Annotated in this window: 12 protein-coding genes; 4 read left to right on the top strand and 8 right to left on the bottom strand. The window is 70.3% G+C overall.

Annotated elements, in window-relative coordinates:
* Position 1: 1 nt before the first annotated feature.
* Together ACIRGA_RS28075 and ACIRGA_RS28070 are read right to left on the bottom strand one after the other, a co-directional pair.
* The gene (locus tag ACIRGA_RS28075; protein ID WP_400946238.1) at positions 2-694 is read right to left on the bottom strand and encodes a hypothetical protein; all 693 of its coding nucleotides are present in this window, start codon (positions 692-694) and stop codon (positions 2-4) included.
* A gap of 22 nt (positions 695-716) precedes the next feature.
* Complete coding sequence (locus ACIRGA_RS28070) at positions 717-1,754, bottom strand: methionine synthase (RefSeq protein ID WP_400946236.1); 1,038 nt, start codon at positions 1,752-1,754, stop codon at positions 717-719.
* 120 nt (positions 1,755-1,874) lie between these two features.
* On the opposite strand from ACIRGA_RS28070, the gene ACIRGA_RS28065 reads away from it, so the two are divergent.
* From ACIRGA_RS28065 to ACIRGA_RS28055, 3 genes are all read left to right on the top strand, one after another.
* Complete coding sequence (locus ACIRGA_RS28065; RefSeq protein ID WP_400946234.1) at positions 1,875-2,681, top strand: phospholipid scramblase-related protein; 807 nt, start codon at positions 1,875-1,877, stop codon at positions 2,679-2,681.
* Between the two features lie 180 nt (positions 2,682-2,861).
* Complete coding sequence (locus tag ACIRGA_RS28060; protein ID WP_400946231.1) at positions 2,862-3,899, top strand: MBL fold metallo-hydrolase; 1,038 nt, start codon at positions 2,862-2,864, stop codon at positions 3,897-3,899.
* Positions 3,896-4,339, top strand: coding sequence for a GNAT family N-acetyltransferase (locus tag ACIRGA_RS28055; protein ID WP_400946229.1), 444 nt, complete (start codon positions 3,896-3,898; stop codon positions 4,337-4,339). The genes ACIRGA_RS28060 and ACIRGA_RS28055 overlap by 4 nt, the downstream gene beginning before the upstream one ends.
* 37 nt (positions 4,340-4,376) lie before the next feature.
* Here ACIRGA_RS28055 and mnmA read toward each other — a convergent pair whose 3' ends face one another.
* Genes mnmA through ACIRGA_RS28035 form a run of 4 tightly spaced genes read right to left on the bottom strand, consistent with a single transcriptional unit; the run spans position 4,377 to position 9,392 of the window.
* On the bottom strand, positions 4,377-5,468 hold the full coding sequence (gene mnmA / locus ACIRGA_RS28050; protein ID WP_073848121.1) for a tRNA 2-thiouridine(34) synthase MnmA: 1,092 nt from the start codon (positions 5,466-5,468) through the stop codon (positions 4,377-4,379).
* 5 nt (positions 5,469-5,473) lie between these two features.
* Positions 5,474-6,670 (bottom strand): cysteine desulfurase family protein, encoded by a 1,197-nt coding sequence (locus ACIRGA_RS28045; protein WP_400946226.1) that lies wholly within the window; start codon positions 6,668-6,670, stop codon positions 5,474-5,476.
* A gap of 49 nt (positions 6,671-6,719) precedes the next feature.
* Entirely contained in the window at positions 6,720-8,099 is a 1,380-nt protein-coding gene (locus tag ACIRGA_RS28040) for an MFS transporter (RefSeq protein ID WP_400946223.1), read from the bottom strand.
* 39 nt (positions 8,100-8,138) lie between these two features.
* Entirely contained in the window at positions 8,139-9,392 is a 1,254-nt protein-coding gene (locus ACIRGA_RS28035) for a LuxR C-terminal-related transcriptional regulator (protein ID WP_400946221.1), read from the bottom strand.
* A gap of 135 nt (positions 9,393-9,527) precedes the next feature.
* Between ACIRGA_RS28035 and ACIRGA_RS28030 the strand changes: the two genes are divergently transcribed.
* On the top strand, positions 9,528-10,418 hold the full coding sequence (locus ACIRGA_RS28030; RefSeq protein WP_400946219.1) for an NADP-dependent oxidoreductase: 891 nt from the start codon (positions 9,528-9,530) through the stop codon (positions 10,416-10,418).
* Positions 10,419-10,492: 74 nt separating this feature from the next.
* Here ACIRGA_RS28030 and ACIRGA_RS28025 read toward each other — a convergent pair whose 3' ends face one another.
* Both ACIRGA_RS28025 and ACIRGA_RS28020 read right to left on the bottom strand, forming a co-directional pair.
* Positions 10,493-11,377, bottom strand: a complete 885-nt coding sequence (locus ACIRGA_RS28025) for a lysophospholipid acyltransferase family protein (protein ID WP_400946217.1) — start codon at positions 11,375-11,377, stop codon at positions 10,493-10,495.
* A complete protein-coding gene (locus ACIRGA_RS28020; protein WP_400946215.1) occupies positions 11,374-12,156 on the bottom strand; it encodes a GNAT family N-acetyltransferase in 783 nt (260 codons plus the stop codon). The genes ACIRGA_RS28025 and ACIRGA_RS28020 overlap by 4 nt, the downstream gene beginning before the upstream one ends.
* Between the last annotated feature and the right edge of the window lie 151 nt (positions 12,157-12,307).

Below are 12,307 nucleotides of genomic sequence, written 5' to 3'. Positions count from 1 at the left end.
TCTAGTCGGGGGCACCGACATTTCCGGACAGCCCGCCGACCACCTCGCGCAGTTCCAAGAGGGTCAGCTGCCCCTCCTGCGCCTCGGTCACCAGCTCGACCTTGCCCAGCCGTTCGGCCGCGACACGCTCACCCAGCGTGGCGTCCAGCGGCAGGAAGGTCATCGTCGTCCGGGTCTCCGGCGCGAGCTCTTCGATCAGCGGATGGAACACGGTCACGTCCACCCGTCCGGCTGATTCGTCCACCTTCGCGGTCACCCGGACGTCGGCGAGCGCGATGCGCGTCTCGCCGAGGTTGACGGTGACCTCACTCGGATCGGGCACCGGCGGCACGGAGTCGTGGTACTCCCAGATCGCGTCCTCCGGCGGCGCCGCGGCCTTCCACGCGTCGGTGTACGGGCGCAGTTCCGGATCCTCCTGGCCGGTCAGCACCAGCGAATAGATCGCCCGGTGCCCACGATCGAGGGAGAAGTGCAGCCGGGGGTGCAGCGCCTCGACGATGGTGCAGAGGTCGTGTTCCACGCGGTGCGGTTCGCGGTCGCCGAGGGCGGCGCTGACCTCCGGCAGGAGCGCGAACCAGGCCTCCCAGAACGTCTCCGCCGCGGCGGCCGCGTCCTCGGGGATCGGCTGCTCCGGCCAGGCGGTGCGGGGGTCGGGAACGTCCTCGGGCTTACGGGAACGGCGGAACAAACGCATGACGGGCACGCTACCGCGCCGCTCACCAGCCTTCAGGCGGTTCGGTGAAAGCCTTGCCGGACTCACGGCTGAGCGTGAGCGCGCGGCGCATCCACTCGGGAGTGGCACCCGCGAGCCCGCACGCCGGGGTCGGCACGACCAGGTCCGCGAGGATCTCGCGGCGGAAGCCGAGCCGGTCGACGAGCTTGAGCACGGGCGAAACCACGTCGCGCAGCTCCACCGGCACGCCGGGATCGGTGGTGGGGACGAGCCCGAGCATCAGTGTCGTGCCGGAGTCCAGCGTCTCGCCGATTTCGTCGAGCTGCCCGGGGGAAGCGCCCTTCAGCAGAGTGAAATCGAAGGCGATCGCCCGCGCCCCCGCCGCGCGCAGCAACGAGATCGGCGGCTTTTCGGCGCAGCAGTGCACCGCGACCGGCTGACCGGTGACGCGCTCCGCCCCGGAGATCACCGTCGACAGCAGTTCGCGGGCCTCCGGCGCGGGCACGGCGGGAACGGTGCCGTAGCCGGACGCCGTCGGGAGATCGCCGGCGAGGACCGCAGGCAGCGACGGTTCGTCGAACTGGATCACCACCGGCGCCCCGATGCGCGACTTCACTTCGTCGACGTGCTCGGCCAACCCGTCGAGCAGCGACGCGGCGAAATCGCGCAGCGCGCCCTTGTCGGTGAGGATCCGGTGCCCGCGCGGGAGTTCGACGTTCGCGGCGAGCGTCCACGGCCCGGCGACCTGGATCTTGAAGGCGGGCGGCGCGGCGCCCGCCTTTTCCCGCGCCTCCTGGACGGCGTCGAGGTCCCAATTCATCAGGTCGACGGCCCGCCGGTGGTCGTGCCCGGGACGGGCGGCCACCCGGTAACCGCTCGGCACCACCTCGACGGCGAGGTCGACGAGCAGCGCCGCCGTGCGGCCGATCATGTCGGCCCCGACACCGCGGGCGGGAAGTTCGGGCATACAGGGGAATTCGGGCAGTTCGCCGAACACGATCGAAGCGGCCTCGACCGGATCGGTACCGGGCAGGGAACCGATCGCGGTGGCCGCGCCTGGAGGCCAAGGTCGTTCGTTCACACCCGGATTCTCCCCTTGGTCCGACCTGGCGGGACGGCGGGGCGGGGGAGGACACGGACATTCGACGCAATTGCCGTCGGCGAGCCCCAGACGGCGCCGGGCGCATTACGCTGACCTGCCATGACGAGCTCTCCACAGCCCGCCGGCTGGTATCCCGACCAGCAGAACCCCCGGCTGTACCGGTGGTGGGACGGGCAGGCCTGGACCGCGAACACGCGGCCGTCGCACGACGCCGAGATGATCGAGCTGGACATCGAAGGCGCGGCCGACCCGAACAAGATCCGGGCGCAGGCGGCGAGGGGGACCCAAGGCCGGGCCACCGGGGTGGTCGGCGGCGGAACGCTGTTCTCCGAACCCGTGCTGGTGGTCAACCAGCGCGCGAAACTCATCGAGATGTCGAACGAGTTCGGCGTGTTCGACCAGAACGGCAACCGCCTCGGCGGCGTCGTCCAGGTCGGGCAGAGCACGTTGAAGAAGGCCATCCGGCTGTTCACGAAGTACGACCAATTCCTGACCCACCGCTTCGAGATCCGCGACGCGAACCACAGCACCGTGCTGAAGGTGACGCGGCCGGCGAAAGTGTTCAAATCCCGGTTCCTGGTGACGAAGGCCGACGACTCCCCCATCGGGGAAATCGTGCAGGAGAACGTCTTCGGCAAGATCCGGCTGGGTTTCGTGGTCGACGGGCAGAAGGTCGGCGGGATCTTCGCCGAGAACTGGCGGGCCTGGAACTTCGTGATCAAGGACCACGCCGACGTCGAGATCGCGCGGATCACCAAGACCTGGGGCGGTTTCGTGAAGGCCGCGTTCACCACCGCGGACAACTACGTCGTCGAGATCCACCGGCCGCTGCGGGATCCGCTGGCGTCGATGGTGGTCGCCTCGGCACTGACCATCGACACGGCACTGAAGCAGGACGACAACTGACGCCCCGCGTTTAGTCCTCTGGATGCGGTACTTGCACGCGCAAGGAACGCAATCAGAGGACTGAACGCGGGCGGACGAGTGACCGGGGTCTCACCCTGCTCAAGTGGACACTCGGCTTCCGGCGGCTCAAGGTGGAGGGACTGGGCGGCACACCGGAGTGCGTCCGGGACGGAGGTCACCATGGAGCCGTTGCCCGAAGACGGCGAACGGGACTGGGCCGAGCCAGGCGTCTACACGGTTTCGCCGGGGGTCCACCGGATCCCGCTGCCCCTGCCGCAGGACGCGCTGCGCGCGGTCAACGTCTACGTCGTCACCGACGGCACCCGTCTGGTCCTCGTGGACTCGGGCTGGGCGCTGGAGTCCGCGCGCGAACGGCTTTCGCGCGGGTTGAAGGCGCTCGGCGCCGGCCTCGGCGACATCGACGAATTCCTGATCACCCACGTGCATCGTGATCACTACACCCTCGCCGTGGAACTGCGCCGCGAGTTCGGCGGCAGGCTCGGGCTCGGGAAACGGGAAGAGCCGTCGCTGGTGCGTTCCGGCGATCCGGACCGGTTCCCGATGGAGGCGCAGGTCGGCCTGCTCCAGCGTTGTGGCGCGGACCCCGTCGTCGAGGAGCTCGCCAGGGCCTTCGGTGGTGTCCGGCACACCGAGGCGCATCTGTGGGAGCAGCCCGACGAATGGCTCGTCCCCGGAAAACGCGCGATCGTGCCCGGCCGCGAGTTCGACGTCGTGCCCACGCCGGGCCATACGGACGGGCACGTCGTCTTCGTCGACGACGAGGCGGGGCTGGTGTTCTCCGGCGACCACGTGCTGCCGCACATCACGCCGTCCATCGGCTTCCAGCCGGTGCCCACGGAACTGCCGCTGAGCGACTATCTCGACTCCTTGCGCCTGGTCCGCGAGATGCCGGACCGGCGCATGCTCCCCGCGCACGGCCCCGTCACCGGCAGCGTCCACGCCCGCGTGGACGAACTGCTGGAGCACCACCGCGATCGGCTCGAGGTCATGGGCTCCGAGATCACCGCGGACGTCACGACGGCGTACGAGGTCGCGTTGCGGCTGGGCTGGACGCGCAAACAGCGCAAGCTGCCCGACATGGACCCGTTCAACCAGATGCTCGCCGTGCTCGAGACCGGTTCGCATCTGGATCTGCTGGTGGCCCAAGGGAAATTGACCGCGACCGAGGCCGACGGGGTGCGACACTACGCCTCATGATCATCCGTCAAGCGCGCCGGGAAGACGTCGCGGCGATCGTCGGGATGCTCGCCGACGACCAGATCGGCAGCACCCGTGATTCCGCCGACGACCTCACGCCGTACCTCAAGGCCTTCGAGCAGATCGACGCCGATCCCGCGCAACTGCTGATCGTCGCCGACGACGGCGGGGAGGCCGTCGGCACGCTCCAGCTGTCGATCATTCCCGGTCTGGCCAGGAAAGGCGCGCTGCGCGGGCAGATCGAGGCCGTCCGGGTGCGGGCGAGCCATCGCGGCTCCGGCCTCGGCGGCGAGCTGATGACGTGGGCGATCGACGAATCGCGGCGGCGGGGCTGCGCCCTCGTGCAGCTGACGTCGGACGTGAAACGCGAGGACGCGCACCGGTTCTACGAACGCCTCGGTTTCGAAGCGAGCCACACCGGCTTCAAGCTGAAGTTCTGACCTCCTCCCGCATTTAGTCCTCTAAATGCGGGAGAAGTCAGCGGGTCCCCGAGATCTTCGCGCTGCCGAGCACCAGATCGCCTTCGGCCGCGTCGGTGCGGTACAGCACGACGACCTGCCCAGGTGCGACGCCGCGCAGCGGCTCGCGCAGCTGAATGGTGACCGAGTCCCCGGAAACCTCCGCGACGGCCTCGACGATCCCGCCGTGCGCGCGCACCTGAACGACGCATTCGGTCGGGCCGTCCAGCGGCCGCTCGCTCGGCCAGATCGGGCGGTCCGCCTCGATCACGTTCACGCCGAGGTCCCGCGCGGAACCGACCTTCACGGTGCCCGAGACCGGCTCCAGCGAGAGCACGTAGCGCGGCCGCCCGTCCGGCGCGGGCGCCTCGATGCCGAGCCCCTTGCGCTGGCCGACGGTGAAGCCGTGCACGCCGGTGTGCTCACCTAGCACGGCGCCGGTCTCGGCGTCGACGAGCTGCCCGGGACGCTGACCGAGCCGCTTCTCCAGGAAGCTCTTCGTGTCGCCGTCCGGGATGAAGCAGATGTCGTGGCTGTCCGGCTTCTTCGCCACCGACAGGCCCCTGCTCGCGGCCTCGGCGCGGACGTCGGTCTTCCACGAATCACCCAGCGGGAACAGCGAATGCCGCAGCTGTTCCGGGGTGAGCGAAGCCAGCACGTAGGACTGGTCCTTGCCGGAGTCGACGCTGCGCCGCAGCTCCGGCACACCGTCCACAAGGGACAGACGGGCGTAGTGCCCGGTGGCGACGGCGTCGAAGCCGAGCGCCATCGCCTTGTCCAGCAACGCTTCGAACTTGATCTTCTCGTTGCAGGTGACGCACGGGTTCGGCGTCCGGCCGGCGGCATACTCGCCGACGAAGGTCTCGATGACCTCTTCGGTGAAGCGCTCGGCGAAGTCCCAGATGTAGAACGGGATGCCGAGGATGTCGGCGGCTCGCCGCGCGTCGCCGGAGTCCTCGATCGTGCAGCAGCCGCGGGATCCGGTGCGCAGCGTGCCGGGCTTCGCCGACAACGCCAGGTGCACGCCGACGACCTCGTGCCCGGCGTCCACGGCGCGCGCGGCGGCCACCGCCGAGTCCACTCCCCCGCTCATCGCGGCCAGTACGCGCATCTTCCTCACACCTCTTGCTTCTGCGTCTGCTTGCGCATTCCGGCGAGTCCCGCCTGCCTCGCCCTGTCGACGACGCCCGCGATCTCCCTCGAAACCGCTTCAACGTCTTCCGGCGCCGAGGTATGCCCGAACGAGAACCGCAGCGACCCGCGCGCGGCCGCGGGTTCGGCACCCATGGCCAGCAGCACGTGGCTCGGCTGCGCGACACCCGCCGTGCACGCCGATCCAGTGGAACATTCGATGCCCTTGGCGTCCAAGAGCATCAACAGGCTGTCACCCGCGCAACCGGGGAAGGTGAAATGGGCGTGCGAGGGCAGGCGCTCGCCCTCGCCGCCGTTGAGCACCACGTCCGGCACCTCGCGCCGGACGGCCTCGATCAGGTCGTCACGCAGCTCGGCGACGCGTTTCGCGTACTCCTCGCGCCCGTCGACCGAGGCCTTCACCGCCGTCGCGAACGCGATCACCGCGGGGACGTCGAGCGTGCCCGAACGCACGCTGCGCTCCTGGCCACCGCCGTGCAGGACCGGCACGCACGCGGTGTCGCGCCCGAGCAGCAGCGCCCCGATGCCGTACGGGCCGCCCAGCTTGTGCGCGGTGAGCGTCAGCGCGGCCGCGCCGCTTTCGGCGAAGTCGACCGGCACGGCGCCGACGGCTTGGACGGCGTCGGTGTGCAGCGGGATCTCGTGCTCGGCGCAGACGGCGGCGAGTTCGGCGATCGGGTTGACCGTGCCGACCTCGTTGTTCGCCCACATCACGGTGACCAGCGCGACCGTTTCGGGGCTTTCGCCGATGGCGGTGCGCAGCGACTCGGGAGTGACCCGGCCGGCCTCGTCCACCTCGACCCAGACGATCTCGGCGCCCGCGTGCTGCTCCAGCCACTCGACGGACTCGAGGACGGCGTGATGCTCGACGGTGCTGCACAGCACCCGGCGGCGCTCGGCATCTTCGCCGTTGCGGGCCCAGAAGATGCCCTTGACCGCGAGGTTGTCGCTCTCCGTGCCACCGGCGGTGAAGATCACCTCGGACGGCCGGGCGCCCAGCGCCTCCGCGATCACCTCGCGGGCTTCTTCGACCCGGCGGCGGGCCCGGCGTCCCGAGGAATGCAGCGCGGAGGCGTTGCCCACTGTGGACAGCGCCTCGGACATCGCCGCTACGGCTTCGGGCAACATCGGAGTGGTCGCCGCGTGGTCGAGATAGGTCATCGCATCCTTCAGGGTAGCCCGTTCCGGGGCGTGACCAAGCCCACCCTGCTCAGCGGGTGGCGCCGCTCATACCCGACGGCCACCGGCCGGTCACCCGCACACCGAGCAACGCGATGCCGGTCAGCACGATCGACAGCACCAAGATCGCCACCGAAGGCTCCTTCGCCGACGCCAGCGAAGCGAGCAGAACACCACCCAAACCGATGGTCAGGGCCGATCCGACCCAGTCGCCGAGCTGCAGCGCCGAGGTGTTGAACCCACGTTCGGCTTCCGGCGAGTAGCGGAGCAGCAGCACCGAGATCGCGGGCATCGCGATACCCATCCCGGAGCCGCCGATCGCCGACGCCACGAACGCCATCCAGCCGGGGAACGCGGGCAGCGGGACGAAGGCGAAGATCGCCAGACCGGCCGCGACCAGCGCGAACCCGGTCCGCAAGGACGCCTCACGGGACCAGTCGAGCATGCGGCCCTGCAGCATCGACCCCGCCGACCAGCCCAGCGCGGTCACCGTCAGCGGCAAGCCGGCCAGCGCGGGGCTGTAGCCGTGGACCTCGGTCATCGTGAGCGGCAGGTACGCCTCCATCCCGGCGTACGCCCCCGCGATCAACGCGCGGGAAGCGATCACTGTCGGCAACCCCGGCCGCGACGTCAGCGTGCCGGCGGGCAGGAGTTTGCGGAGCGCGTACGCGAGGGCGACCAGGCCGGCGCCGCCGTAAGCCAGCGCCACGAAGGACGGATGCTGCGCCGCCCAGGTGAGCGCGGCGACACCGAGGGCGGCGACCACCGCGGGCACGACCCCGGCGCGCCGCGCGGATTCGGCGGGCGAGTGCGGGGGCAGCTTGCGGGTGACGACGACCAGCAGCGCGAGCCCGATCCCGGTCAGCGGGATCAGCCCCAGGAACACCCAGCGCCAGCCGACGCTCACGGTCACCACCCCCGCGACCGACGGCCCGATCACCGCGGGCAGCACCCACGCGGCGGCGTTGGCGGCGTAGATCACCGGGCGTTCCCGGTCGGTGAAGGTGAGCGCGATCAGCAGCGACACCGAGACCAGCAGGAGCCCGGAACCGAAGCCCTGCAACGCCCTGCCGAGCAACAGCAGCGGCATGTCGTGCGCGAGCCCCGCGACCAGCAGCCCGGCGGCGAACAGCGCGGTACCGGCGAGCAGCGCGGGCGCCGGGCCCTTGCGATCGCCGAGGCGTCCGGAAAGGACGGTCGCGACCACGCTGGCGACCAGAAACGTGGTGAACGGCCAGGCGTACAGCGCGAGGCCGTCGAGGTCGGCCACCATCGTCGGCATCGCGGTGGCGACGCCCATGCTTTCGAACGCGATGAGCGTGACCATGAGCAGCAGCCCGATGGTGGTCACGCGGTGCTCGGGTGTCCAGAGCACACCCTTCGGCTCGGCCTTGCCCCCAGTGATCGTCATACGGCAAGCCTGCAACCTCCAGCCCGGTGGAGGTCAAGCTCAGGACACGGCCTCCAGCCGCAGCTCCCGTGCCAGCACGGCGGCCTCACCGCGTGAGGTGACTTCCAGCTTTCCCAGGATCTTCCGCACGTGGAACTTCACCGTGTGCTCGGTCAGCGCCAGCTCGTCGGCGATCTGCCGGTTCCGCTTCCCGCGCGCGATCCCGGAGAGGACTTCGAGTTCACGCGGGTTCAGCCGGTCCAGCGGGCGCAGTTCCGGCGTTTCCCGCACGCCCAGCGGCAGGACGGCGGTGATCGTGGCGCCCCAGTCCGGTACCGCGTCGACCTCCCAGCGGCCGCCGAGCGGGGTGATCCGCTCGGTGAGGCCGGTGGCGGGCACGGCGCGGGCGACGTCCGGGCCGTCGTCGCGCACGGTGACCAGGAGGCGCTGCCCGTCGATCCGCCAGGACGCCCGGACCCGGGTGCTGCCCCGCTCCAGCGCGGCGAGCACGAGGCCGCGCGAGACCGTGCGGGCGGTGTGCGCGATGTCCTGCGGGAGCGGCCGTTCGTCGTCGGGCCCGGCGAAGTCGACGGTCACGTCGTTGTGGCGCTTCAAGGGATCCAACTGCGTGACGAGGGTACCGAACGCCTCCGAAGCGGGCTCGACCGAGAGCTCCTGGTCGCGGTCCGCGATCGAGCGCAGTTCGACCAGGGCGGCCGCGGCGAGGTCGGTCGCGGTCTGCCGGGCGGCGGCGTCGCCGAGCCGGCGGGACCGCAGCACCGCGAGCAGCGACGTCAAGGTGGTGGCGTGGGTCTGCCCCAGATCGGTGATCGCCCGCGCCCGCGCGGTCGCCGCCGCGATGTTGCTCTCCAGGACGGCGGGTTCGGGGTCGGTGGCGCGCTGGGCGGCGTTCACGCTGACGATGTCCCACAGCTTGGCGGCGAACGCCAGCGCGCTCTCCGCGGGCTCGTCCTCGGCGGGGACGAGCGCGATCATCGCGCCCTTGCCGATCACCGGCGCCGAGGTCAGGACGACGAGTTTCCGGCGTTTCCCGCCGAGCGTCTCTTCCGCCACCACCGCCTGGCCCGGGACGCCGAGCGCGGCGAGCCGTCGCAGCTCCGCGCTCGTGACCGCACCGGTGATCTCCGGGTCGCCGTGGACCTTGATCGGCAGACGGGAGCAGTCGCCGGTCTCCATGGCGGCCGCGCGATGCGGCAGGACGGCCGCGGCCGTCGCGGAGAAACGCGGCAGGAGTTCGGGGCGCGGAGCGGCGAGCATGTACTCGACCTGGCTCAACACGTGCAGCGGATCCATGACTCCACAGTAGGCGCGTCGCGGCGCGGGGACGCTGCTCTCCCGGCTAGTGAACACTGCTCGTCCGAGTGGTTCGGACAGGGCGGGGGCGCCGGTTGACTGATCGCAGCGAAGAAAATCCGATGAGGAGTGAACATGCGAGCGATCACCATCACCCAGTACGGCGAACCGGATGTCCTGCGGCTTGCCGAGGTCCCGCTGCCGGAGCCCGGCGCGGGTCAGGTGCGGGTCGCGGTCAAGGCCGCCGGCGTCAACCCGATCGACTGGAAGATCCGGTCCGGCGCGATGGCCGAGGTCCGTCCGGTCGACTTCCCGCACATCCTCGGCCTGGAACTGGCCGGCGTGGTGGACGCGGTGGGTGAAGGCGCCGATTTCGCCGTCGGCGACGAGGTCTTCGGCTGGTCGGACACCGGCACGTACGCGGAATACGCGCTGGCGAGCAAGGTCATCCGCAAACCCGCCGGGCTTTCGTGGTCCGAGGCCGCCGCGCTGCCCATCGCCGGCGAAACCGCGTTGCGGGTACTGGGCGAACTCGAGGTCAAGCCGGGCGAGACGGTGGTGATCCACGGCGCGAGCGGCCAGGTCGGCCGGATCGCGACGCAGGCCGCCGTCGCGCTGGGCGCCACGGTCATCGGGCTCGCCGGTGCTTCGTCGCTGGACGAGGTGAAGGCGCTCGGCGCGGTGCCGGTCCAGTACGGCGAAGGCTGGGTTTCGCGGGTCCGCTCGGTCGCGCCGGACGGCGTCGACGCGGTGTTCGACGCCGCCGGTTTCGGCGTCCTGGGTGATTCCGTCGAACTGCTCGGCTCACCCGACCGGCTGATCACCATCGCGGACGCGGCGGCTTACGCGCAGGGGCTGAAGTTCTCGGCGGGCGGCTCGGAAACCCAGGCCGTGCTTGAGGATCTCGTCGCACGGGGGCTGAAGCTCAAGCTGGGCTCCAGCTACGCGCTCGCCGATGCCGCCGAAGCGCACCGGGAGAGCGCGACCGGTCACGCGGGCGGGAAGATCACGCTGACCTTCGAGTGAGCTGAAGGGGCCCATACCCGCATAGGACGCGGTGAAGGACGCTTTCACCACGTCCTATGCGGGGAAAGTCCCCTTCAGCCCGCCGGAGTTCGTGCGGGGGTAGAAGCCGGGGCCGCGACGGGACGCCGCCGCTGCACCGGGATCTGCACTCGCCCGAGCGCCGCCTGCACCGCGGATTCCGCCAGCAGGGCCAGTTCCCGCCGGTCCGAAGCGCGGCCCGGAGCGATCTCGGGACATACGTGCACCTCCAGCACCAGACCGCGCAAGGCCGCGACCCGCCGCAGTGAGGCGATGAGCGACTCCGGCCCGATGAACGCCGGCTGCGTCGTCTCCCGCCCGTCGGCGAGCCGGAAGCGCAGCGCGAGCGGCCGCACCGGGACCCCGCCGTCGATCGCGGCCTGGAAGGTCGCCGGGCGGAACCGGCCCGAACCCAGACCGCACCAGGTGGTGCCTTCCGGTGTCACGCTGACGAGTGATCCGCCGCGCATCGCGCCGGCGAGTTCGTCCATCGTCGCGGGCAGGCTCCGCAGGTTCTCCCGGTCGAGGAAGATGCTGCCGCCGCGGCGCACCAGCAGGCCGAGCACCGGCCAGGCGCCGACCTCTTTCTTGGCGAGCGCCCGCATCGGCTGCACGGCGTTGATCGCGATGATGTCCAGCCACGAGATGTGGTTGTTCACCACGAGCGCGCCACGGCCGGGCACGGCGCGGAACCGTTCGTCGCCGAGCACGCGCAGCTTCACCCCGAACGAGCGAAGGATCCCCGAGAAAAGCAGGCGCACCAACCGTTCCCGGGGCTTGCCGCGCAGCACGAGCACCAGCGGCGCCGACAGGAAGGCGCCGAAGATGACGCTGATCGCCGCGGTGAACCGCAGGACGCGCCGCGGGAACGCCACCGTCGGCGCTCCTTCGCTCAGGCAGCCGTCGCCGCACGGCGATTTCGGCATCCAGGCGTGAGTCATCCCTGCACTCCCAGGAAGAACTTGAGATACCGCTCGTCGACGTTGTGCAGATCCAGCAGGACGAAGAAGTCCGCGACCCCGAAATCCGCGTCGAGCGCCGGCGGGCCGTAGATCTTCGCGCCCAGCCGCGTGTAGCCCTTGATGAGCGGCGGGAGGATCGCGCGAGGCGGCCGCTCCAGGCCCTCGGTCCGCCAGGGGTTCAACGGCGTGACCCGAAGGGATTCGTCCGCATAGTGCTTGGCGCGCAGGGCATCCCAGACACCGGCGGCGTAAACCCCGCCATCGGTCAGCGGCACGGACGCGCAGCCCGCCAGATACCGGTGGCCGGCCAGCAGCATGTAGCGTCCGATCCCCGCCCAGACGAGGCTCACCACGGCGCCGCTGCGATGGTCGGGATGCACGCACGAACGCCCAGTCTCGACCAGCGAAGGACGCAGGGAATCGAGTGCGGTGAGGTCGAATTCGCTGTCGGAATACAGCTTTCCCGCCCGGGCCGCCCGATCGGGCGGCAACATCCGGTACGTACCCACGATCTCGCCGGTGTTGTCGTCCCGCACCACGAGGTGATCGCAGAACTCGTCGAAGTAGTCGACGTCGAGGCCGGGTTCCAGCGAATTGAGCGTCGCGCCCATTTCCTCGGCGAACACCTGATGGCGAAGGCGTTGCGCGGCAACGACTTCTTCATTCCCGTTCGCCACGAGGAGGGAGTAACGCGGCGCGTCGGCCGGGAGTTCGACACCTGCCTGGTCAGTACTGACGAGGAGCTGTGACGTCGTCATGACCCAGGTCTACCCCTGGAGGGGTACCAACGACAATGCGCCCGATGGCCGAATAGTGCACGTTCAGTTAATTGCGGGTTCTCAGGCTTCTCTCAGGGTGAAAAGTCACTTCCCGGTCACGAAAAAGGGGCCGCCGGGGAAATAAATCCCG

Origin of the sequence: Amycolatopsis sp. NPDC102389 (genome assembly GCF_044765885.1) — a bacterium.
GTDB lineage: Bacteria > Actinomycetota > Actinomycetes > Mycobacteriales > Pseudonocardiaceae > Amycolatopsis.
Note: the sequence above shows the minus strand (reverse complement) of the source record. Positions and strands in the feature narration are given on the sequence as shown.

Excerpts from the sequence above, each read along its gene's own strand:
- mnmA (WP_073848121.1), bottom strand. The coding sequence starts at position 5,468 with ATGCGCGTACTGGCCGCGATGAGCGGGGGAGTGGACTCGGCGGTGGCC.
- ACIRGA_RS28065 (WP_400946234.1), top strand. The coding sequence starts at position 1,875 with ATGACGAGCTCTCCACAGCCCGCCGGCTGGTATCCCGACCAGCAGAAC.
- ACIRGA_RS28040 (WP_400946223.1), bottom strand. The coding sequence starts at position 8,099 with ATGACGATCACTGGGGGCAAGGCCGAGCCGAAGGGTGTGCTCTGGACA.
- ACIRGA_RS28060 (WP_400946231.1), top strand. The coding sequence starts at position 2,862 with ATGGAGCCGTTGCCCGAAGACGGCGAACGGGACTGGGCCGAGCCAGGC.
- ACIRGA_RS28075 (WP_400946238.1), bottom strand. The coding sequence starts at position 694 with ATGCGTTTGTTCCGCCGTTCCCGTAAGCCCGAGGACGTTCCCGACCCC.
- ACIRGA_RS28055 (WP_400946229.1), top strand. The coding sequence starts at position 3,896 with ATGATCATCCGTCAAGCGCGCCGGGAAGACGTCGCGGCGATCGTCGGG.
- ACIRGA_RS28030 (WP_400946219.1), top strand. The coding sequence starts at position 9,528 with ATGCGAGCGATCACCATCACCCAGTACGGCGAACCGGATGTCCTGCGG.
- ACIRGA_RS28035 (WP_400946221.1), bottom strand. The coding sequence starts at position 9,392 with ATGGATCCGCTGCACGTGTTGAGCCAGGTCGAGTACATGCTCGCCGCT.
- ACIRGA_RS28020 (WP_400946215.1), bottom strand. The coding sequence starts at position 12,156 with ATGACGACGTCACAGCTCCTCGTCAGTACTGACCAGGCAGGTGTCGAA.
- ACIRGA_RS28045 (WP_400946226.1), bottom strand. The coding sequence starts at position 6,670 with ATGACCTATCTCGACCACGCGGCGACCACTCCGATGTTGCCCGAAGCC.
- ACIRGA_RS28025 (WP_400946217.1), bottom strand. The coding sequence starts at position 11,377 with ATGACTCACGCCTGGATGCCGAAATCGCCGTGCGGCGACGGCTGCCTG.